The organism is Streptomyces sp. NPDC079020, from assembly GCF_044542225.1.
Classification (GTDB): Bacteria; Actinomycetota; Actinomycetes; order Streptomycetales; family Streptomycetaceae; genus Streptomyces.
The window spans coordinates 16,746-36,345 of the sequence record NZ_JBITUB010000016.1; the positions used below are offsets into that span (position 1 = coordinate 16,746).

The following is a 19,600-nucleotide window of genomic DNA, read 5'->3' on the forward strand; positions in this document are numbered from 1 at the left end:
AGCGCAAGTCAGCAGTAAACACGCCCCCGTTGTGTAGCGGCCTAGCACGCTGCCCTCTCACGGCAGTAGCGCCGGTTCGAATCCGGTCGGGGGTACAGATCCTTCCCGCGAGAACATCTGGGTCGCACCCACGTTCTTGATGCAGGATCGCTAGGGCCCCCGTTGTGTAGCGGCCTAGCACGCTGCCCTCTCACGGCAGTAGCGCCGGTTCGAATCCGGTCGGGGGTACTTGTCACACCATGGGCTATGGTGTAATTGGCAACACTACGGTTTCTGGTACCGTCATTCTAGGTTCGAGTCCTGGTAGCCCAGCGCAAGTCAGCAGTAAACACGCCCCCGTTGTGTAGCGGCCTAGCACGCTGCCCTCTCACGGCAGTAGCGCCGGTTCGAATCCGGTCGGGGGTACAACAGAGCAGTAGCGGCAAGGCCCTTCACTTCGGTGAGGGGCCTTCCGCTTTCCCGGCTGCGTTCCCGGTCCGGGTTGTGGCTCGCGGGGCGTGAGGCGGGGGAAGTGAAAGGGGCCGCCACGGCGCTGGGGCGGCCTTCGGGGAGTTGGGGGAAGAGGTGGAGCTGCCCGTGGCCGGTGCGGCTCAGCCCGTGCGGCGCAGGGCCTCACTGAGCCGTGCCGCCGAGTCGATGACCGCCTGGGCGTGCATCCGGCCCGGGTGGCGGGTCAGCCGCTCGATCGGGCCGGAGACCGAGACCGCCGCCACCACCCGGTTCGAGGGGCCGCGCACCGGTGCCGAGACCGAGGCGACGCCCGGCTCCCGCTCGCCGATCGACTGCGCCCAGCCCCTGCGCCGTACGCCGGAGAGGGCGGTCGCCGTGAACCTGGCGCCCTGGAGGCCTCGGTGCAGGCGCTCCGGTTCCTCCCAGGCCATCAGGATCTGGGCGGACGATCCCGCCTTCATGGTGAGCGTGGAGCCGACCGGTACCGTGTCCCGGAGTCCGGACAGCCGTTCCGCCGCGGCGACACAGATCCGCATGTCGCCCTGCCGGCGATAGAGCTGAGCGCTCTCGCCGGTGATGTCGCGAAGGTGGGTGAGTACCGGTCCCGCCGTGGCCAGCAGCCGGTCCTCGCCGGCCGCCGCCGCGAGCTCCGAGAGCCGGGGGCCGAGAATGAAACGGCCCTGCATGTCCCTCGCCACCATCCGGTGGTGTTCCAGTGCCACGGCCAGCCGGTGTGCCGTGGGCCGTGCGAGCCCGGTCGCCGCGACCAGCCCGGCGAGGGTGGCCGGACCGGACTCCAGAGCGCTCAATACCAGAGCCGCCTTGTCGAGAACGCCGACGCCGCTAGAGTTGTCCATACGACGATACTCGCGTCTCACTCTGTGAAACGCAAGTTCAATTTCCGGCGGAAGTTGCGAACCTGTACGGGCGGCCGCACAACGGCCCGCAGCCACCGCCCCGCTCGGGGGTCCGGACGGCGGCGCACCGAATCTCTAGTTGGGCCGGCGAAGACGCCGGCCGGAGGGAAAGCGATGGGTAGGACACTCGCGGAGAAGGTCTGGGACGACCATGTCGTCCGGCGCGCGGAGGGCGAGCCCGACCTTCTCTTCATCGATCTTCACCTGCTGCACGAGGTGACCAGCCCGCAGGCCTTCGACGGTCTGCGCCAGGCCGGACGCCCGGTGCGGCGCCTCGACCTCACCATCGCCACCGAGGACCACAACACCCCGACGCTCGACATCGACAAGCCGATCGCCGACCCGGTCTCGCGCGCCCAGTTGGAGACCCTGCGCAAGAACTGCGCGGACTTCGGCGTCCGGCTGCACCCGCTGGGCGACGTCGAGCAGGGCGTCGTGCATGTGGTCGGCCCGCAGCTGGGGCTGACCCAGCCCGGTACGACCGTGGTCTGCGGCGACTCCCACACCTCCACGCACGGCGCCTTCGGCGCGCTGGCGTTCGGCATCGGCACCAGCCAGGTCGAGCACGTCCTGGCCACCCAGACGCTGCCGCTCGCCCGTCCCAGGACCATGGCCATCACCGTCGAGGGCGAACTGCCCGACAGTGTCACCGCGAAGGACCTGATCCTGGCGATCATCGCCAGGATCGGTACCGGCGGCGGCCAGGGCTACATCCTCGAATACCGCGGATCCGCCATCGAGAAGCTCTCGATGGAAGCCCGGATGACCATCTGCAACATGTCGATCGAGGCCGGTGCCCGCGCGGGCATGATCGCTCCGGACGCGACCACCTTCGAGTACCTGCGGGGCCGCGACCACGCCCCGACGGGCGAGGACTGGGATGCGGCCGTCGCGTACTGGCGTACGCTGCGCACCGACGACGACGCCGTCTTCGACGCCGAGGTCGTCATCGACGCCACCGAACTGGCCCCGTTCGTCACCTGGGGCACCAACCCCGGCCAGGGCGCGCCCCTCTCGGCGAGCGTCCCCGACCCGGCTTCGTACGAGGACGCCTCGGAGCGCAACGCCGCCGAAAAGGCCCTGGAATACATGGGGTTGACCGCCGGACAGCCGCTGCGCGACATCAACGTCGACACCGTCTTCGTAGGTTCCTGCACCAACGGCCGGATCGAGGACCTGCGTAACGCGGCCTCGGTCCTGGAGGGCCGCAAAGTCGCCGACGGGGTGCGGATGCTGGTCGTTCCCGGTTCCGTCCGGGTCGCGCTCCAGGCCGTGTCGGAGGGCCTGGACAAGGTCTTCACCGCCGCCGGAGCCGAATGGCGGCACGCGGGCTGCTCGATGTGTCTCGGCATGAACCCCGACCAGCTGGCCCCCGGCGAGCGCTCCGCCTCCACCTCGAACCGCAACTTCGAGGGCCGGCAGGGCAAGGGCGGCCGCACGCACCTGGTCTCCCCGCAGGTCGCCGCCGCCACCGCGGTGCTGGGCCATCTGGCCTCGCCCGCCGACCTGTCCGAAGCCCGCACGCCCGCCGGAGTCTGAGAACCATGGAAGCTTTCACCGCACACACCGGCCGGGCCGTCCCGCTGCGCCGCAGCAATGTCGACACCGACCAGATCATCCCCGCCCACTGGCTGAAGAAGGTCACCCGCGACGGCTTCGAGGACGGGCTCTTCGAGGCCTGGCGCAAGGACGGGTCCTTCATCCTCAACCACCCCGAGCGCAGCGGCGCCTCGGTCCTGGTGGCCGGTCCCGATTTCGGTACCGGCTCCTCCCGAGAGCACGCCGTCTGGGCCCTGCAGAACTACGGTTTCCGGGCCGTCATCTCGTCCCGCTTCGCCGACATCTTCCGCGGCAACTCGCTGAAGAACGGCCTGCTGACCGTCGTCCTGGACCAGCCGACCGTGGACGCGCTCTGGGAGCTGACGGAGGCCGACCCAACGGCCGAAATCACTGTTGACCTGGAGGCGCGGCAGGTCCGTGCCGAGGGCATCACGGCCGACTTCGAGCTCGACGAGAACGCCCGCTGGCGGCTGCTCAACGGGCTCGACGACATCAGCCTCACCCTTCAGAACGAAGCGGACATTGCGACTTATGAGGCGGCAAGGCCGACCTTCAAGCCGCGTACAATTGAGGCCTGAGCAGCGCTTTTCCAAGACTGCGCCCCCTGCCTTCGGGCAGGGGGCGCAGTCGCTTGTTGAGCCCCCCTCGGGCGACAACTCGCCCCAGATGGCACAATCGGTGCATGGAACGCGACAGCCAACTCAAGCTCTATGGCCAAGTCGCCGACCGATTGAAGGAAGCGCACGCAAGGGTGCGTGCACTGCAAGTCCCGGAGGGCGTAAGGATGGCGCTGTCCCGGAAGCTGCTGGTCGTCACGGCCGCGGCGAAGCACGATCTCCCGGACGCGGCAAGGCGTCTGGACCGGTTGATGAAGGACCTCGATGAGGGCCGATTCCCCGAAGGTGACTGACTCTGCGGAACTGCGCAGCGGTCGACTTCGTTGCGGCACTAGGGTGATTAGCCCGTTTCGTGTTTGATTTGCGGTATATATCTGCCTAACGTGCGAAAAAGCTTGAACACTTTCGTTCTGGCAATGTCTCCGAAGGGGAAGACGTGAACAAGGCGCAGCTCGTAGAAGCGATTGCCGACAAGGTCGGCGGCCGTCAGCAGGCCGCAGACGCTGTCGACGCGGTACTCGACGCGATCGTGCGTGCCGTTGTCGCCGGGGACCGTGTCTCGGTCACCGGCTTCGGCTCGTTCGAGAAGGTCGACCGCCCCGCCCGGTACGCCCGCAACCCGCAGACGGGTGAGCGCGTCCGGGTCAAGAAGACCTCGGTGCCCCGCTTCCGTGCGGGACAGGGCTTCAAGGACCTGGTGAGCGGCTCCAAGAAGCTCCCCAAGAACGATGTGGCCGTGAAGAAGGCCCCCAAGGGCAGCCTCTCGGGCGGATCTTCCACCCGTACGACGGCGAAGGCCGCGGCCAAGAAGGCCACCGCGAAGAAGGCCGTGGCGAAGAAGGCCACCGCCAAGAAGACCGTGGCGACGGCGAAGAAGGCGACCGCCACGGCGAAGAAGACCACGGCGAAGAAGGCGACCGCCACGGCGAAGAAGGCCACCGCGACCGCGAAGAAGGCGGCCACCCCGGCGAAGAAGGCCGCGACGACGGCCAAGAAGGCCGTCGCCGGCAAGACCGCGCCCGCCAAGAAGGCCACGGCGAAGAAGGCGCCCGCGAAGAAGACCACGGCGCGCAAGACCACCGCCAAGAAGGCCACTGCACGCAAGAAGTGAGACCGGGCACGCGCTCGCTCCTCACACGCGCCGGGCCGGGCTCCCCTCGGGGAGCCCGGCCCGCGGGCTGTCCGGGGTGCAAACGGCGCTCCGACGGCGTCCGGCGGCCCCCGGGCCGCCCCGGAACGTCCCTCCGCGGCGTTTCGGACCGCCCCGGAACCGTCGTCCTCCCGCGCCGCCTCAGAACGTCTGCAGCGTCACCAGGGTGATCCGCAGGGCGGCACCCTCGCCCTCGCCCTCGATCCGGACCCGCTGCCCCGGACGCAGCAGCCGCAGGCCGCCCGCGTCGAAGGCCGGGGCGTCGAACTCCACCGGCGTGCCGTCGTCCAGCAGCACGCTGCCGGTACGGGTCTCGGAGTCGTACGTGTACGAGGTCGCCTGCATGGGCGGCAGCCTATCGGTCCGGGGCGGGGGAGACCGCGCCGCTCAGACCCGCCGTGTGCGGGCCCACACCGAGCGCCAGCGCCACCCGCAGATCCTCGCCGGTGTCCACGTCCCGGCGGACCGAGTCGAGGCCGGGCAGGGGGATTTCCGTCGCCCCGGAAGCCAGGTGTCCGGCCCGCGAAGGACCGCCGAAAGCCGGGCGCAATTCCACTCCCGGAGCGGCGGACAGGAATGTCGTGCCGATTCCCGCCGCATCGGTGACAAATGCACGGGGAAAAGCGGAGGAAAAGTCGAGCACCCGCGACAGTTCCGCGGGACGCAGCGCGGGAAGATCCGCGTTCAGTGCCGCCACCGCGCTCCGGGGACGCAGCTCCCGTGCACGGCGCGCACCGTGCGCCAGAGCCGCGTTGAGCCCGGCGGCCGGCGCGTCGGGCAGAATGCGGGCCCCGAGCGCGGAAAGGGCGGCCCCGGCCACCGCGTCGTCCGTGACGACCACCACATCCCGCACTCCGGGGCAGGACAGTGCCGCGGCCACGGTGTCCTGGGCGAACGCCAGGGCCAGCCGGGGCCGCAGCAGCTCTCCCGTCGCCCGCCCCAACCGGCTTTTGGCCCGTGCGAGCGGCTTCAGCGGAACGACCAGGGACCAGGCCCCGGTCAGGTCGGTGTTCGTGGCGATCTCCCCCTCCGTACGCGTCAGGACATATTCTCGCGTGCCGGTACGACAGCCCGGAGGGTCGGTCCCGAAGGCGGGGCGTACGGTGTTCTCGACAGAGCAGGGGCCTGGGGCGAGACTTGACCGTCGGTGGCCAGGCAGAAGCAGGTCACGTATTAGAGGAAGGTGTCCGAGTGTCCCGCCGCAGAATCGGCTTTTGGTACCGCCTGGCGGCGGTCATCGCCAAACCGCCATTGGTGGTTCTGTTCAAGCGCGACTGGCGGGGAATGGAACACATTCCGGCCGACGGCGGATTCATCACGGCGGTCAACCACAACTCGTATCTCGACCCGCTCTCGTACGGACACTTCCAGTACAACACCGGCCGGGTGCCGCGGCTCCTCGCGAAGGCGGGCCTCTTCCGCACCCCCTTCGTCGGAATGATGCTGCGGGGCACCGGCCAGATCCCCGTCTACCGTGAGACGACCAACGCGCTGGACGCGTTCCGTGCCGCCGTGGACGCCATCGAACGGGGCGAGTGCGTCGCCTTCTACCCCGAGGGCACCCTCACCCGCGACCCCGACATGTGGCCGATGGCCGGCAAGACCGGCGCCGCCCGCGTCGCGCTGATGACCAGGGCACCGGTCATCCCCGTCGCCCAGTGGGGCGCCAACCTCGCGATGCCGCCGTACGCCAAGGAGAACAAGCTCAGGCTGTTCCCCCGCAAGACCCTCCAGGTGCAGGCGGGACCGCCCGTCGACCTCAGCCGTTTCCACGGACTGGAGCCGACGCCCGAGGTGCTGCGGCAGGCGACCGAGGTCATCATGGCCGCGGTCACCGCCCAGCTGGAGATCGTGCGTGGCGAGAAGGCCCCCGCAGAGCTCTACGATCACCGCAAAGCCCGTGCTGAACTACGGCGCAAGGCCCAGGGAAAGGGACCCACGTGACGCACCCCGTAAAAGCAGCCGTCTTCGGAACCGGCTCATGGGGTACGGCTTTCGGCGTGATCCTCGCCGACGCAGGCTGCGAGGTCACCCTCTGGGGACGCCGCGCCGAAGTCGCCGAGACCATCAACACGACCCGTACCAACCCCGACTATCTGCCGGGTATCGAGCTTCCGGCTTCGGTCCGGGCCACCACCGACGCCGCCGAGGCGCTGCGCGGCGCCGAGTTCGCCTTCCTCGTCGTGCCCTCGCAGACGCTGCGCGCCAACCTCGCCGACTGGGCCCCGCACCTGGAGGACCGCACCGTCCTCGTCTCCCTGATGAAGGGCGTCGAACTCGGCACCGCCAAGCTGATGAGCGAGGTCATCGCGGACGTCGCCAAGGTCACCGCGGACCGTATCGCCGTCATCTCCGGGCCCAACCTCGCCAAGGAGATCGCCGAACGCCGCCCCGCCGCGGCCGTCGTCGCCTGCCAGGACGAGTCCGTGGCCCAGCGCCTCCAGGCCGCCTGCCACACCCCGTACTTCCGCCCGTACACCAACACCGACGTGGTCGGCTGCGAGCTCGGCGGCGCCGTGAAGAACGTCATCGGTCTCGCCGTCGGCATCGCCGACGGCATGGGCCTCGGCGACAACGCCAAGGGCTCGCTCATCACCCGCGGCCTCGCCGAGACCACCCGCCTGGGCGTGGCCATGGGCGCCGATCCGCTGACCTTCTCCGGAATGGCGGGCCTCGGCGACCTGGTGGCGACCTGCTCCTCGCCGCTCTCGCGCAACCACACCTTCGGCACCAACCTCGGGCGCGGCATGACGCTCCAGGAGACGATCGCCGTCACCAAGCAGACCGCCGAGGGCGTCAAGTCCTGCGAATCGGTGCTCGACCTGGCCCGCCGGCACGGCGTCGACATGCCCATCACCGAAACGGTCGTCGGCATCGTCCACGAGGGCAAGCCGCCGGTCGTCGCGCTCAAGGAGCTGATGTCGCGCAGCGCCAAGGCCGAGCGGCGCTGACGTCTCCCTTCCAGCAGGTACGCTCATCGTGATATGAGCAGCGAGAACCTCCCCCAGAGCCCTGAGCGCCCCGAGAGCCCTGAGCCGCAGCGCCGTAAGCCGCGCGTGGCTGTCGTGTTCGGCGGCCGCAGCTCCGAACACGGCATCTCGGTCGTCACGGCCGGCGCCGTGCTGAACGCCATCGACCGGACCAAGTACGACGTGATGCCGATCGGCATCACGACGGACGGGCGCTGGGCGCTCACCGCCGACGAGCCCGGACGCATGGCCATCAGCGACCGGCAGGTGCCCAATGTGGCGCAGCTGGCCGAGACCGCCGAGGGCACCGTGGTGCTCTCCGTCGATCCCGGCAGCCGTGAAGTCGTCTACAGCGAACCGGGCTCGGTGCCCAAGGCGCTCGGCGAGGTCGACGTCGTCTTCCCCGTGCTGCACGGCCCGTACGGGGAGGACGGCACGCTCCAGGGGCTCCTCGATCTCGCCGGTGTGCCCTACGTCGGAGCCGGTGTCCTCGCCTCGGCGGTGGGCCAGGACAAGGAGTACATGAAGCGGGTCTTCCTCTCCTTCGGGCTGCCCGTCGGACCGTACGAGGTCGTACGCCCCCGGGAGTGGGACGGCGACCGCGCGGCCGCCCGCAAGCGCATCGTCGACTTCGCCGGCGAGCACGGCTGGCCGCTCTTCATCAAGCCCGCCCGCGGCGGCTCCTCGATGGGCATCAGCAAGGTCGACGACCTCGCCGGTCTGGACGAGGCGATCGAGGAGGCCCGCCGCCACGACCCCAAGTTCCTCGTCGAGTCGCTGCTGCGCGGCCGCGAGATCGAGTGCGGGGTGCTGGAGTTCGAGGACGGGCCGCGGGCCAGTGTGCCCGCCGAGATCCCGCCGGTGACCGCACACGACTTCTACGACTTCGAGGCCAAGTACATCGACTCGGCCGCCGGTCTGGTGCCCGCCCCGCTCACCGCGGAGCAGACCGCCGAGGTCCAGCGCCTCGCCGTCGCCGCCTTCGAGGCCGTCTCCTGCGAAGGGCTGATGCGCGCCGATTTCTTCCTCACCGAGGACGGCGGCTTCGTCATCAATGAGATCAACACCCTGCCGGGGTTCACCCCGATCTCGATGTACCCGCGGATGTGGCAGGAGAGCGGCGTGGACTACCCGGAGCTGGTGGACCGGCTGATCCAGGCCGCGCTGACCCGTTCCACCGGACTGCGCTGACCCGTTGCGGCGGACCGGCACGGACCGCCACGTCCCGGCCCGCTCAGAGACTGTCCGGGACCGTCTTCCTGACCGGTCCGGCGAACGCGGCCAGCGGGCTGGCGTCGTGGGCGTACTCCTCGGAGAGGGTGACCTCGACATACGCCTTGCGGTACGTGGTGGTGAAACGCGGACCGGCGTCCTGGCGCTGTTCCAGCATCCAGTTGACGCCGTCCGCTTCGATCGCCTTGGACTGGGCGTCGTCCATCTTCGCGGGCCGCGGCACACCGCAGCGCAGTACGATCGCCCCGTCCCCCCAGCCGGCGGTCAGCTCCGAATCCGGTCCGGGATCACTCCGTTCGAGATCGACGACGCTCTGCGGCAGCGCCTTGTCCAGCGCTTCGCAGTACGGGGCGGCCTCGGACGACGGGGTGGGAACCGCGACAGGGGGCTGGGCGTGGCTGGAGGAACAGCCCGCCGCGGCCAGGACGAGCAGGGCAGCGGACGGACCGAGGAACAGTGAGCGGGAGGACCGGCGGCGGAAGGACGTCACCGGCCCAGCCTAGACGGGGGTCAGAGGTGGACGATCGGGCAGGTCAGTGTCCGCGTGATGCCGTCCACCTGCTGCACCTTGGCGACCACCATGCGGCCGAGCTCATCGACCGTGTCGGCCTGGGCCCGCACGATCACGTCGTAGGGACCGGTGACGTCCTCTGCCTGGATGACTCCCGGAATCTTGGCGATGGTCTCGGCGACGATCGACGCCTTGCCCACCTCGGTCTGAATAAGGATGTACGCCTGTACCACGGAACCTCCAGGGCGGCCACGAGGATCATGTGGGGGAAAGGGACGCCACGGTATCGCGTTGCCGCGGGCCGCGGGGAGACCTATGGGCCGGATGACGTCCACAGCGTGGCGTACGGACAACAGAAGTTGACGTATCTCTTGACGGTACCGACAGCAGTGACGGCTCGCGACCGGGGGCCCGGACGGGTGTCCGGGGCGATAAATGAGAGGTGAGACTCGGTGAAGGGAACCGTGGGCGAGTTGGGGGAGTTCGGGCTCATCAGGGAGCTGACTTCCCGGCTCACCACCACTCCGGCGGTACGGCTGGGGCCCGGCGACGACGCCGCGGTCGTGGCCGCTCCCGACCGCAGGGTCGTGGTCAGTACGGACATCCTGCTGGAAGGGCGGCACTTCCGCCGCGACTGGTCGACGGCGTACGACGTCGGGCGCAAGGCCGCCGCCCAGAACCTCGCCGACATCGCGGCCATGGGCGCCGTGCCCACCGCGCTGCTCCTCGGCCTCGTCGTCCCCGCCGACCTCCCGGTCACCTGGGCCGCCGAACTCATGGACGGCCTGCGTGACGAGTGCCAGGTCGCGGGCGCGGCCGTGGTCGGGGGAGACGTGGTCGGCGGCGACACCATCACTGTCTCGATCACGGCCCTCGGCGACCTGCGCAACCATGAACCGGTCACCCGGTCCGGCGCCCGGCCCGGTGATGTCGTCGCCGTCACCGGCTGGCTCGGCTGGTCCGCCGCCGGGTACGCCGTCCTCTCCCGGGGCTTCCGCTCGCCCCGCGCCTTCGTCGAGGCCCACCGCCGCCCCGAACCGCCGTACCACGCGGGCCCCGCGGCGGCCGGACTCGGCGCCACCGCGATGACGGACGTCAGCGACGGACTGGTCGCCGACCTCGGGCACATCGCCGAGGCCAGCAAGGTCCGCATCGACCTGCGGTCCGGGCTCATCGACATTCCCTCGCAGATGTCCGACATCGGCCAGGCCGTCGGCGTCGACCCCCTCCAGTGGGTGCTCACCGGGGGCGAGGACCACGCGATCGTCGCGACCTTCCCCCAGGACGTGAAGCTCCCGGCCCGCTGGAAGGTGATCGGCGAGGTCCTGAACCCCTCCGCCCTGCCCCAGGTCACGGTCGACGGAGCGCCCTGGACCAGCAAGGGCGGCTGGGACCACTTCGGGAACATCGAGGACGCCCAGTAGATTGCGGCGCATGCCCATACGCACCGCCGCACCACCCCGTGTCCTGACCGTCGCCGGATCCGATTCCGGCGGCGGCGCGGGCATCCAGGCCGACCTGAAGACCATGCTGGCACTCGGCGTGCACGGCATGAGCGTGCTGACCGCCGTCACCGCCCAGAACTCCCGGGGCGTCCAGGGAGTCTGGGAGCTGCCGGCGGAAGCCGTCACCGCCCAGTACCGCAGTGTCGTCGACGACATCGGCGTCCAGGCGGTGAAGACCGGCATGCTCGCCTCGGCCGCCCTCGTCGGGACCGTAGCCGAGCTGCTCGCCGGCACCGCGGCGCCGGTCGTCGTCGACCCGGTGGGCATCTCCAAGCACGGGGACACGCTGCTGGCCGCCGAGGCGCTCGATTCCGTACGGACGAAGCTGCTGCCCGTCGCGACGGTCGCCACCCCGAACCTCGACGAAGCGGCACAGCTCACCGGCACCGCGATCAGCGGTGAGAGCGACATGCGCCGCGCGGCGGACGGAATCCTGGCGTACGGGCCCCGCTGGGTGGTCATCAAGGGCGGCCATCTGCCGGGCGAGGCCGTGGACCTGCTGACCGACGGCAGCCAGGAGCACTGGCTGCGCGCACCCCGGCACGAGAACCGGCACACCCATGGCACCGGCTGCACCCTCGCCTCCGCCATCGCCGCCTCGCTCGCCCTCGGCCAGGACGTCCCCACGGCCGTCCGGAGCGCGAAGGAGTACGTCACCGGAGCGATCGCGGCCGGATTCCCGCTCGGCGGCGGCATCGGGCCCGTCGACCACGGCTGGCGCACCCGGCAGCGCTGAACGGCCACCGGGTACAGCAAAAAGCCGGTCCACCGAGGTGGACCGGCTTTTTGGGCAACCGGAAGGCTGCGCTACGACGGGAACGTCAGCGCGCGACCTTGCCGGCCTTGATGCACGAGGTGCAGACGTTGAGCCGCTTCGGCGTCCGACCGACCACGGCACGCACGCGCTGGATGTTGGGATTCCAGCGACGGGACGTACGGCGGTGCGAGTGCGAAATGTTGTTGCCGAAGCCCGGCCCCTTGCCGCAGACGTCGCAGTTGGCAGCCACGGGTCACTCCAAAGACTTCAGGTGCACTTACAGTGAATTCCGGCGCGCCGGAATCATTTGACTGAAGTGGCGGTACCGGAGGTATGGCCCGACTTTCATCGGGCAACCGAAGCAGCATACAACGGCTGCTCCGGAGATACGAAACTACCACGGCCGGGCCCACCGTCCGCCCGCCCCCTGTCCCGGCCGTACCCACCGCGGGCGGGCTACCCTGCGGTGCAGCCCGCTGCCACGGCCGCTTCAAGGAGGACCATCGGTGCCGCAGCTCCCCGACGATCTGGACGCCGTCGCGGTGCGCACCTGGTGCTCACTGGCCCTGGAGGCCCTGGGCCGGGAGCGCGCGGAGATCGACGCGATCAATGTCTATCCCGTCGCCGACGGTGACACCGGCACCAATCTCTATCTGACCGTGGAGTCCGCGACGGCGGCCGTCGAGGCGGTGTTCGCCGCCCATGAGACCGGCTCCACCGTGCCCGCCACCGCCGACGCCGTACGCGCCATGGCGCACGGAGCGCTGATCGGCGCCCGGGGGAACTCCGGCACCATCCTGGCCCAGCTGCTGCGCGGGATGGCGGGGGTGCTGGCCGACGGCGGTGACGAGGGCCGGCTGCGCGAGGCCTTCGCCCGCGCCGCGTCGGCCGCCCGGCAGGCGGTGGCCCACCCCGTCGAGGGCACGGTGCTCACCGTCGCGACCGAGGCAGCCGCAGCCGCGCGGGACGCGGGACCCGGCCTCGCCGCTGTGGTGCGGGCGGCGTACGACGGCGCGCGCACCGCGCTGGAGGCGACCCCGGGCCAGCTCGCCGTCCTCGGCCGCGCGGGCGTCGTGGACGCGGGCGGACGGGGACTGCTCGCGGTGCTCGGCGCGCTGCTGGAGACGGTTTCGGGGCAGGCGCCGGCACGCCGTTCCTGGGCGGTCCCCGCGGTGCTCCCGGGGACGCGCGACGGCGGGGGCTCCACGGCCGGCGAGCGCGCGGACGGGGGCACGGACGACTGCCCGGACGGCGGGAGCGGTCCCGCCTTCGAGGTGATCTACCTGCTGGAGGCCCGCGACGAGGCCGTGGACCGGCTGCGGACCCGGCTGGACGCGCTCGGGGACTCCCTGGTCGTGGTGGGCGGCGACGGACTGTGGAACGTACACGTCCATGTCGACGACGCCGGAGCGGCCGTTGAGGCCGGGGTCGAGGCCGGACGGCCGTACCGGATCCGGATCACCCACTTCGGCGCCGACGGCCTGCTCGACACCCGCCCCCACACGGAACCCGCCCGGCGCGCCGTCGTCGTCGTGGTCCCCGGCGACGGGCTGGCCGGGCTGTGCACGGAGGCCGGCGCGACCACCGTGATCGCGCGCCCCGGCGAGCCGCCGGCCAGCGGCGAACTGGTCGACGCGATCCGCCGGGCCCACGCCCGCGAGGTGGTCCTCCTGCCCAACGACGCGGCGCTGCGGCACACCGCGGGGGCCGCCGCCGAGCAGGCCAGGACCGAGGGCGTCCGGGTCGCCCTGATCCCCACCCGCGCGGCCGTCCAGGGCATCGCCGCGCTCGCCGTCCACGAGGCGGACCGCAGCTTCGACGAGGACGTGGTCGCGATGACCGCGGCCGCGGGCGCCACCCGGTACGCCGAACTGGCCGTCGCCGAACGGCAGTCGTGGACGATGGCCGGCATCTGCCAGGCGGGCGACATCCTCGGCCTGATCGACGGGGACGTCGCCGTCATCGGCGCCGACGTGCCCGCGACGGCCCGCACGGTCCTGGACCGGATGCTGGCCTCGGGCGGCGAGCTGGTCACCCTCGTCCTCGGCGAGAACGTGCCCGACGCCCTGGCCGACGCTCTCACCGAGCATGTGCGCGAGGGCTATCTGGCCGTGGACACCGTGGTCTACCGGGGCGGCCACCAGAGCGCACCGCTGCTGATCGGCGTCGAGTGACCCCGCCGCGAGGGGCGCGCCGGGCCGCGCGGGGGACAGGTGTCAGTGCCGTGGTGTGCAATGGACCGCGTGTCTGCGTTCGATGAACCCCTCAAGAAGCTGCTCGGCGGAGCCACCGCGAAGGTGATGGCCGAACACCTCGACCTGCACACGGTCGGTGATCTGCTGCACCACTACCCGCGGCGGTACGAGGAGCGCGGTCAGCTCACGGCGCTGGCCGACCTCCCGCTCGACGAGCATGTGACGGTCGTCGCGCAGGTCGCCGACGCCCGTATCGCGGTGTTCAACAACGGCCGCGGCAAGCGCCTGGAAGTGACCCTCACCGACGGCAGCGGCCAGCTCCAGCTGGTCTTCTTCGGTCACGGCGTCCACAAGCCCCACAAGGAGCTGCTGCCGGGCCGCCGGGCGATGTTCGCGGGCAAGGTCTCCGTCTTCAACCGCAGGATGCAGCTCGCCCACCCCACGTACCAGCTGCTGGACGCCGCGGACGCGGACGAGGCGACGGAGGCGGTGGACGCCTTCGCCGGGCGGCTGCTGCCCATCTATCCCGCCTGCAAGCAGCTCGACTCCTGGCGGATCGCCAAGGCCGTGGACGCCGTGCTGCCCAGCGCGAAGGACGCCGTGGACCCGCTGCCCCGGTCGCTGCGCGAGGGCCGCGGCTTCACCCCGCTGCCGGAGGCGCTGCTCAAGGTGCACCGGCCGCAGACCAAGGCGGACATCGCCGACGCCAGGGAGCGGCTGAAGTGGGACGAGGCGTTCGTCCTCCAGGTCGCGCTCGCCCGCAGACGGTACGCCGACACCCAGCTCCCGGCCGTGGCGCGCAGACCGGTGCCCGACGGGCTGCTGGACGCCTTCGACGCCAAGCTGCCGTTCACCCTGACCGAAGGGCAGCGGAAGGTCACCGGCGAGATCTTCGACGACCTGGCCACCGAGCACCCGATGCACCGCCTCCTCCAGGGCGAGGTCGGCAGCGGCAAGACCATGGTCGCCCTGCGCGCCATGCTCACGGTCGTGGACGCGGGCGGGCAGGCGGCCATGCTCGCGCCCACCGAGGTGCTCGCCCAGCAGCACCACCGGTCCATCACCGAGATGATGGGCGAGCTGGCCGAGGGGGGCATGCTCGGCGGCTCCGACCGGGGCACCAAGGTCGTCCTGCTCACCGGCTCCATGGGCGTCCCCGCCCGGCGGCAGGCACTGCTCGACCTGGTCACCGGAGAAGCGGGGATCGTGATCGGCACCCACGCGCTGATCGAGGACAAGGTGCGGTTCCACGACCTGGGCCTGGTCGTCGTCGACGAGCAGCACCGCTTCGGCGTGGAGCAGCGCGACGCCCTGCGCTCCAAGGCGCACTCCCAGGGGGAACGGCGGTCGCCCCACCTGCTGGTCATGACCGCCACCCCCATCCCCCGTACGGTCGCGATGACGGTGTTCGGCGATCTGGAGACCTCCGTACTGGACCAGCTCCCGGCCGGACGCTCGCCCATCGCCAGCCATGTCGTCCCCGCCAAGGACAAGCCGCACTTCCTGGCCCGCGCCTGGGAGCGGGTCCGCGAGGAGGTCGAGAACGGCCATCAGGCGTATGTCGTGTGTCCCCGCATCGGTGACGACGCCGACGAGGCGGCCGGGGAGAAGAAGGGGAAGAAGGCCGGGGCGCCCGAGGACGACGGCGAGAAGCGGCCGCCGATCGCCGTGCTGGAGATCACCGAGGAGCTGCGCAGGGGTGCGCTGGCCGGACTCCGGACCGAGGTGCTGCACGGCAGGATGCACCCGGACGACAAGGACGACGTGATGCGCCGCTTCGCCGCGGGGCAGGTCGATGTGCTGGTCGCCACGACCGTCATCGAGGTCGGGGTCAACGTCCCCAACGCCACCGCCATGGTGATCATGGACGCCGACCGGTTCGGCGTCTCGCAGCTGCACCAGTTGCGCGGCCGGGTCGGCCGCGGCTCGGCCCCCGGGCTGTGTCTGCTGGTCAGCGAGGCGCACGAGGCCAGTCCCGCGCGGGCCAGGCTCGGCGCCGTCGCCGCCACGCTCGACGGCTTCGAGCTCTCCCGGATCGACCTGGAGCAGCGCCGTGAGGGCGATGTCCTCGGCCAGGCCCAGTCCGGCGTCCGCTCCTCCCTGCGGATGCTCACCGTCATCGACGACGAGGAGGTCATCGCCGCCGCCCGTGAGGAGGCCGTCGCGATCGTCGCCGCGGACCCGGAGCTGGAGCACCTGCCGGAGCTGCGGACCGCGCTGGACGCCCTGCTGGACAAGGACCGTGAGGAGTATCTCGACAAGGGCTGAGGGAGAGGACGAGCAGCGGGGCGCGGGGGCCGGCGGGCGGCAGGCGCCCCCGCCGGGCCCGGGGCGGGAGAGGCGCGAAGGCCGGGGCGGGCCCGACGCCATATCGTGGGTGTACGGCACACCGTCGCCCTGTGTGCCGCCCCACGACCCGAGGACCAGACACCCATGACCCGCGTGATCGCCGGCTCGGCCGGCGGACGCCGCCTGGCCGTCCCGCCCGGCACCGGCACCCGCCCCACCTCCGACCGCGCGCGTGAGGGCCTGTTCTCCACGTGGGAAGCGCTCCTCGGCACCCTCGGAGGCATCCGCGTCGCCGATCTGTACGCCGGTTCCGGCGCCGTCGGCCTCGAAGCGCTCTCCCGGGGCGCCGCCCACGCGCTCCTCGTCGAGGCCGACGCGAAGGCCGCCCGCACCGTCCGGGACAACGTCCGCACGCTCGGCCTGCCCGGCGCCGAGGTCCGTACCGGCAAAGCGGAACAGATCGTGACAGGACCGGCGCCCGCGGAGCCGTACGACGTGGTCTTCCTGGACCCGCCGTACGCCGTCACCGATGGCGATCTTGCCGAGATCCTGCTCACACTCCGTGCTCAGGGCTGGCTCACCGGCGATGCACTCGTCACCGTGGAGCGCAGCACCAAAAGCGGAGAGTTCGCCTGGCCGCAAGGATTCGAGCCACTGCGGGCCCGTCGCTACGGCGAGGGAACGTTTTGGTACGGTCGCGCCGCCTCTACGTGCGAAGACGCACGATGACCGGACCGGAGAGCGAGGGAATCACGTTGCGCCGCGCCGTCTGTCCGGGGTCGTTCGACCCCATCACCAACGGACATCTCGACATCATTGGCCGAGCCTCGAAGCTGTACGACGTCGTACACGTCGCGGTGATGATCAACCAGTCCAAGAAAGGACTCTTCGAGGTGGAGGAGCGGATAGATCTGATCCGCCAGGTCACCTCCGACTTCGGCAACGTCGAGGTCGAGTCCTTCCACGGCCTGCTGGTCGACTTCTGCAAGCAGCGCGAGATCCCGGCGATCGTGAAGGGCCTGCGGGCCGTCAGCGACTTCGACTACGAACTCCAGATGGCCCAGATGAACAACGGCCTCTCCGGCGTCGAGACGCTCTTCGTGCCGACCAATCCCACCTACAGCTTCCTGTCGTCGTCCTTGGTCAAGGAGGTCGCGACCTGGGGCGGCGATGTCTCCCACCTGCTGCCGCCGGCTGTCCACGAAGCCCTCATGGAGCGCCTGGCCGAGCGGTGAGTCACTGACTGACCGTCACCAGGTGTCGGGCGGGAGCCGACTGGCCTTACAGTCGTCCCGTCCGGCTCCAACAGCAGCAGAGAGTGGCGAGCACACGGTGGACGTGCAGAAGAAGCTCGACGAGATCGTCGAAGCGGTCGGGAGCGCCCGCTCCATGCCCATGTCGGCGTCGTGCGTGGTCAACCGCGCCGAACTGCTCGCGATGCTCGAAGAGGTGCGGCAGGCCCTGCCCGGCTCGCTGGCCCAGGCCGCGGAGCTGATCGGCGGCCATGAGCAGCTGGTCGAGCAGGCCCGCCAGGAGGCCGGGCGGATCATCGAGTCCGCCCATGCCCAGCGCGGCACACTCGTCTCCGACACCGAGGTCGCCCGGCAGTCCCGGAGCGAGGCCGACCGGATCCTCTCCGAGGCCCGCCGGGAGGCCGACGAGGTCCGGGCCGACGCCGACGAGTACGTCGACAGCAAGCTCGCCAACTTCGAGGTCGTCCTCACCAAGACCATCGGCTCCGTGGACCGCGGTCGCGAGAAGCTGCTGGGCCGGGGGCAGGGCCTGGACGAGCAGGGATACCAGGACCCGGACTTCGCCGAGGCGCCCGAGCGCAGCGCCGACCCGGCCACGCTCCAGCGCCGTGCCGACGAGTACGTCGACACCAAGCTCGGCGCCTTCGAGGCGGTGCTCGCCAAGACCCTGGAAGCGGTCGGCCGGGGCCGGCAGAAGCTGCACGGCCGGGTGGCCGGCGACGACCTCGGTGCGCACATGGCCGCCCAGGACGCCGCGGGCAGCCAGGGGCACACCAGCGACGCCGACTATCTCGCCGGTCTGGCCGAGCTCGCCACCCCGGAACCGCAGCAGCTGTCCCCGCAGCCGCAGCAGCCCCCGCAGCCGCACTTCCCGGCCCAGGCGCAGCCCGAGCCGCAGTACGCGCAGACGTACCCCTACCAGGAGCAGCCGCTCCAGCAGGACGTCTACGGCTACCAGCAGCAGCCCGACCCGTACGCCGCCTACCAGCAGCAGGGCTACGACCCCGGCCAGCTGCAGGCCCAGCAGGCCCAGCAGGCCCAGCAGGACTACGGCTGGCCGCAGCAGCCCGCCCAGCCGCCCGCTCCGGCCCCGCAGGGCGAGAGCGCACTGGACGAGACCAGCCTCTTCGACACCAGCATGATCGATCTGGAGCAGCTGCGCCGGTACGAACAGGGCCGCTGACCGTGCCGCCCCCGGGCCGGTGGGCCCGGGGGCGGCACGGCCCGGATTGGGTGCTGAGCGGTACGTCAAGTATCCTGGCTCTTCGGTCGCGCGTAGTCCGCGATCCCGGCTGCCCGTTTCGACTCCGGGCCGGCCCTCCCCCCGATGCAGCTCGACGCACATGATCGCGAAAGCAGGAAAAGCCCTGAACGGCCACCTCGACCACCGAAACCCTCTCGTGTTCGATACGCACGAGCTGGGCCGGCGTCCCGGTGCCCTCAAGCGGCTGACCCGCTCGGTGGAGGCACCCAGGGATCTGGGTATCGACGGCGTCATCGGTGTGCCGGAAGGCGCGCCCGTGGTGCTGGACATCCGCCTCGAATCGGTCATGGAAGGGGTGCTTGTCACAGGCACCGCCCGTGCGTCGGCCGAGGGGGAGTGCGTAAGGTGTCTGGAGCCGCTGACCGTCAAGGTCGAAGCGGACTTCCAGGAGATGTTCTCGTACCCTGACGCCGATGACCGGGGCCGCGGCAAAGCGGCGGACCCGGCCGACGACGCCGAGGACGACGAGGACGTGTTCTTCCTCGAGGACGGCTTGTTCGACCTCGAGTCAGTGCTGCGTGACGCGGTAGTGCTCGCACTGCCCATGCAGCCGGTGTGCAAGGAGACCTGTCTCGGTCTGTGTTCCGAATGCGGAATCAGGCTGGACGAGAATCCCGGACACCACCACGATGCCGTCGACATCCGTTGGGCGGCACTGCAAGGACTCGCCGAGACCGTTCAGGACGGCGAGAAGGACAACATGGGCGGCGCCGAACCTGGCGTCGACGAGAAGCAGGAGAAGTAGCCGTGGCTGTTCCGAAGCGGAAGATGTCGCGCAGCAACACGCGCCACCGCCGGTCGCAGTGGAAGGCTGCGGTCCCCACCCTGGTTTCGTGCGAGCGTTGCCAGGAGCCGAAGCTCCAGCACATTGCGTGCCCGAGCTGCGGCACCTACAACAAGCGCCAGGTCCTCGAGGTCTGAGCGGCTGGT

Annotated in this window: 22 protein-coding genes and 4 tRNA genes; 20 read left to right on the forward strand and 6 right to left on the reverse strand. The window is 70.7% G+C overall.

Translation table 11 applies throughout. The annotated features are described in order from the left end of the window. Positions 1–22 precede the first annotated feature (22 nt). The 4 genes from ACIGJO_RS28345 (at position 23) to ACIGJO_RS28360 (ending at position 405) form a co-directional block, all read left to right on the forward strand. A tRNA-Glu gene (locus ACIGJO_RS28345) sits at positions 23–95 on the forward strand. Positions 96–155: 60 nt separating this feature from the next. Further along, positions 156–228, forward strand: a tRNA-Glu gene (locus ACIGJO_RS28350). Positions 229–240: 12 nt separating this feature from the next. After that, positions 241–312: transfer RNA gene (locus ACIGJO_RS28355), tRNA-Gln, on the forward strand. 20 nt (positions 313–332) lie between these two features. After that, positions 333–405 (forward strand) — tRNA-Glu (locus ACIGJO_RS28360). A gap of 185 nt (positions 406–590) precedes the next feature. Here ACIGJO_RS28360 and ndgR read toward each other — a convergent pair. Next, positions 591–1,307: an IclR family transcriptional regulator NdgR gene (gene ndgR, locus ACIGJO_RS28365; RefSeq protein WP_003966003.1), complete on the reverse strand. Its 717-nt coding sequence runs from the start codon at positions 1,305–1,307 to the stop codon at positions 591–593. A gap of 174 nt (positions 1,308–1,481) precedes the next feature. On the opposite strand from ndgR, the gene leuC reads away from it, so the two are divergent. The 4 genes from leuC to ACIGJO_RS28385 all read left to right on the forward strand — a co-directional run bounded on the left by leuC (position 1,482) and on the right by ACIGJO_RS28385 (position 4,655). Next, positions 1,482–2,906, forward strand: coding sequence for a 3-isopropylmalate dehydratase large subunit (gene leuC, locus ACIGJO_RS28370; RefSeq protein ID WP_399962850.1), 1,425 nt, complete (start codon positions 1,482–1,484; stop codon positions 2,904–2,906). Positions 2,907–2,911: 5 nt separating this feature from the next. After that, a complete protein-coding gene (gene leuD / locus ACIGJO_RS28375; protein ID WP_399962853.1) occupies positions 2,912–3,505 on the forward strand; it encodes a 3-isopropylmalate dehydratase small subunit in 594 nt (197 codons plus the stop codon). 104 nt (positions 3,506–3,609) lie between these two features. Continuing rightward, positions 3,610–3,837, forward strand: a complete 228-nt coding sequence (locus ACIGJO_RS28380; RefSeq protein ID WP_266924228.1) for a hypothetical protein — start codon at positions 3,610–3,612, stop codon at positions 3,835–3,837. Positions 3,838–3,980: 143 nt separating this feature from the next. Next, positions 3,981–4,655, forward strand: coding sequence for an HU family DNA-binding protein (locus ACIGJO_RS28385; RefSeq protein ID WP_399962855.1), 675 nt, complete (start codon positions 3,981–3,983; stop codon positions 4,653–4,655). A 180-nt stretch (positions 4,656–4,835) separates the two neighbouring features. Here ACIGJO_RS28385 and ACIGJO_RS28390 read toward each other — a convergent pair whose 3' ends face one another. Both ACIGJO_RS28390 and cofC read right to left on the reverse strand, forming a co-directional pair. Continuing rightward, complete coding sequence (locus ACIGJO_RS28390; protein WP_266924232.1) at positions 4,836–5,039, reverse strand: hypothetical protein; 204 nt, start codon at positions 5,037–5,039, stop codon at positions 4,836–4,838. 10 nt (positions 5,040–5,049) lie between these two features. Beyond that, a complete protein-coding gene (gene cofC / locus ACIGJO_RS28395) occupies positions 5,050–5,736 on the reverse strand; it encodes a 2-phospho-L-lactate guanylyltransferase (protein WP_399963107.1) in 687 nt (228 codons plus the stop codon). A gap of 149 nt (positions 5,737–5,885) precedes the next feature. Between cofC and ACIGJO_RS28400 the strand changes: the two genes are divergently transcribed. Genes ACIGJO_RS28400 through ACIGJO_RS28410 form a run of 3 tightly spaced genes read left to right on the forward strand, consistent with a single transcriptional unit; the run spans position 5,886 to position 8,854 of the window. Then, positions 5,886–6,638, forward strand: a complete 753-nt coding sequence (locus ACIGJO_RS28400; protein WP_399962858.1) for a lysophospholipid acyltransferase family protein — start codon at positions 5,886–5,888, stop codon at positions 6,636–6,638. Further along, positions 6,635–7,645, forward strand: coding sequence for an NAD(P)H-dependent glycerol-3-phosphate dehydrogenase (locus ACIGJO_RS28405; RefSeq protein WP_399962860.1), 1,011 nt, complete (start codon positions 6,635–6,637; stop codon positions 7,643–7,645). The genes ACIGJO_RS28400 and ACIGJO_RS28405 overlap by 4 nt, the downstream gene beginning before the upstream one ends. Positions 7,646–7,678: 33 nt before the next feature. Beyond that, positions 7,679–8,854, forward strand: a complete 1,176-nt coding sequence (locus tag ACIGJO_RS28410; protein WP_399962862.1) for a D-alanine--D-alanine ligase family protein — start codon at positions 7,679–7,681, stop codon at positions 8,852–8,854. 43 nt (positions 8,855–8,897) lie between these two features. Here ACIGJO_RS28410 and ACIGJO_RS28415 read toward each other — a convergent pair whose 3' ends face one another. Together ACIGJO_RS28415 and ACIGJO_RS28420 are read right to left on the reverse strand one after the other, a co-directional pair. Then, positions 8,898–9,386, reverse strand: a complete 489-nt coding sequence (locus tag ACIGJO_RS28415; RefSeq protein ID WP_399962864.1) for a DUF3515 domain-containing protein — start codon at positions 9,384–9,386, stop codon at positions 8,898–8,900. 20 nt (positions 9,387–9,406) lie between these two features. Next, positions 9,407–9,640, reverse strand: coding sequence for an Lrp/AsnC family transcriptional regulator (locus ACIGJO_RS28420; protein WP_399962866.1), 234 nt, complete (start codon positions 9,638–9,640; stop codon positions 9,407–9,409). Positions 9,641–9,859: 219 nt separating this feature from the next. Here ACIGJO_RS28420 and ACIGJO_RS28425 point away from each other — a divergent pair, with 219 nt between their 5' ends. Beyond that, positions 9,860–10,831, forward strand: coding sequence for a thiamine-phosphate kinase (locus ACIGJO_RS28425; RefSeq protein ID WP_266924244.1), 972 nt, complete (start codon positions 9,860–9,862; stop codon positions 10,829–10,831). 10 nt (positions 10,832–10,841) lie between these two features. After that, the gene (gene thiD, locus ACIGJO_RS28430; protein ID WP_399962869.1) at positions 10,842–11,648 is read left to right on the forward strand and encodes a bifunctional hydroxymethylpyrimidine kinase/phosphomethylpyrimidine kinase; all 807 of its coding nucleotides are present in this window, start codon (positions 10,842–10,844) and stop codon (positions 11,646–11,648) included. Between the two features lie 85 nt (positions 11,649–11,733). Here the strand turns inward: thiD and rpmB are convergent, their stop codons facing one another. Beyond that, the gene (gene rpmB / locus ACIGJO_RS28435; RefSeq protein ID WP_030928661.1) at positions 11,734–11,919 is read right to left on the reverse strand and encodes a 50S ribosomal protein L28; all 186 of its coding nucleotides are present in this window, start codon (positions 11,917–11,919) and stop codon (positions 11,734–11,736) included. Positions 11,920–12,175: 256 nt separating this feature from the next. Here rpmB and ACIGJO_RS28440 point away from each other — a divergent pair, with 256 nt between their 5' ends. From ACIGJO_RS28440 to rpmF, 7 genes are all read left to right on the forward strand, one after another. Further along, the gene (locus ACIGJO_RS28440; protein WP_399962871.1) at positions 12,176–13,843 is read left to right on the forward strand and encodes a DAK2 domain-containing protein; all 1,668 of its coding nucleotides are present in this window, start codon (positions 12,176–12,178) and stop codon (positions 13,841–13,843) included. A gap of 60 nt (positions 13,844–13,903) precedes the next feature. Beyond that, the gene (gene recG / locus ACIGJO_RS28445) at positions 13,904–16,132 is read left to right on the forward strand and encodes an ATP-dependent DNA helicase RecG (protein ID WP_399962873.1); all 2,229 of its coding nucleotides are present in this window, start codon (positions 13,904–13,906) and stop codon (positions 16,130–16,132) included. A gap of 165 nt (positions 16,133–16,297) precedes the next feature. Then, a complete protein-coding gene (gene rsmD, locus ACIGJO_RS28450; protein WP_399962875.1) occupies positions 16,298–16,882 on the forward strand; it encodes a 16S rRNA (guanine(966)-N(2))-methyltransferase RsmD in 585 nt (194 codons plus the stop codon). Positions 16,883–16,908: 26 nt separating this feature from the next. Continuing rightward, positions 16,909–17,388, forward strand: a complete 480-nt coding sequence (coaD, locus tag ACIGJO_RS28455) for a pantetheine-phosphate adenylyltransferase (protein ID WP_399963109.1) — start codon at positions 16,909–16,911, stop codon at positions 17,386–17,388. Positions 17,389–17,485: 97 nt separating this feature from the next. Beyond that, positions 17,486–18,589, forward strand: coding sequence for a cell division initiation protein (locus ACIGJO_RS28460; protein WP_399962877.1), 1,104 nt, complete (start codon positions 17,486–17,488; stop codon positions 18,587–18,589). 160 nt (positions 18,590–18,749) lie between these two features. Continuing rightward, positions 18,750–19,415 (forward strand): DUF177 domain-containing protein, encoded by a 666-nt coding sequence (locus ACIGJO_RS28465; protein WP_329945279.1) that lies wholly within the window; start codon positions 18,750–18,752, stop codon positions 19,413–19,415. 2 nt (positions 19,416–19,417) lie between these two features. After that, complete coding sequence (gene rpmF / locus ACIGJO_RS28470; protein WP_003965982.1) at positions 19,418–19,591, forward strand: 50S ribosomal protein L32; 174 nt, start codon at positions 19,418–19,420, stop codon at positions 19,589–19,591. Positions 19,592–19,600 lie beyond the last annotated feature (9 nt).

Bases quoted from the DNA above. Each gene is read 5' to 3' on its own strand.
- leuC (WP_399962850.1), top strand. From the start codon at position 1,482: ATGGGTAGGACACTCGCGGAGAAGGTCTGGGACGACCATGTCGTCCGG.
- ndgR (WP_003966003.1), bottom strand. From the start codon at position 1,307: ATGGACAACTCTAGCGGCGTCGGCGTTCTCGACAAGGCGGCTCTGGTA.
- ACIGJO_RS28465 (WP_329945279.1), top strand. From the start codon at position 18,750: ATGATCGCGAAAGCAGGAAAAGCCCTGAACGGCCACCTCGACCACCGA.
- leuD (WP_399962853.1), top strand. From the start codon at position 2,912: ATGGAAGCTTTCACCGCACACACCGGCCGGGCCGTCCCGCTGCGCCGC.
- rsmD (WP_399962875.1), top strand. From the start codon at position 16,298: ATGACCCGCGTGATCGCCGGCTCGGCCGGCGGACGCCGCCTGGCCGTC.
- ACIGJO_RS28410 (WP_399962862.1), top strand. From the start codon at position 7,679: ATGAGCAGCGAGAACCTCCCCCAGAGCCCTGAGCGCCCCGAGAGCCCT.
- recG (WP_399962873.1), top strand. From the start codon at position 13,904: ATGGACCGCGTGTCTGCGTTCGATGAACCCCTCAAGAAGCTGCTCGGC.
- ACIGJO_RS28380 (WP_266924228.1), top strand. From the start codon at position 3,610: ATGGAACGCGACAGCCAACTCAAGCTCTATGGCCAAGTCGCCGACCGA.
- thiD (WP_399962869.1), top strand. From the start codon at position 10,842: ATGCCCATACGCACCGCCGCACCACCCCGTGTCCTGACCGTCGCCGGA.
- ACIGJO_RS28390 (WP_266924232.1), bottom strand. From the start codon at position 5,039: ATGCAGGCGACCTCGTACACGTACGACTCCGAGACCCGTACCGGCAGC.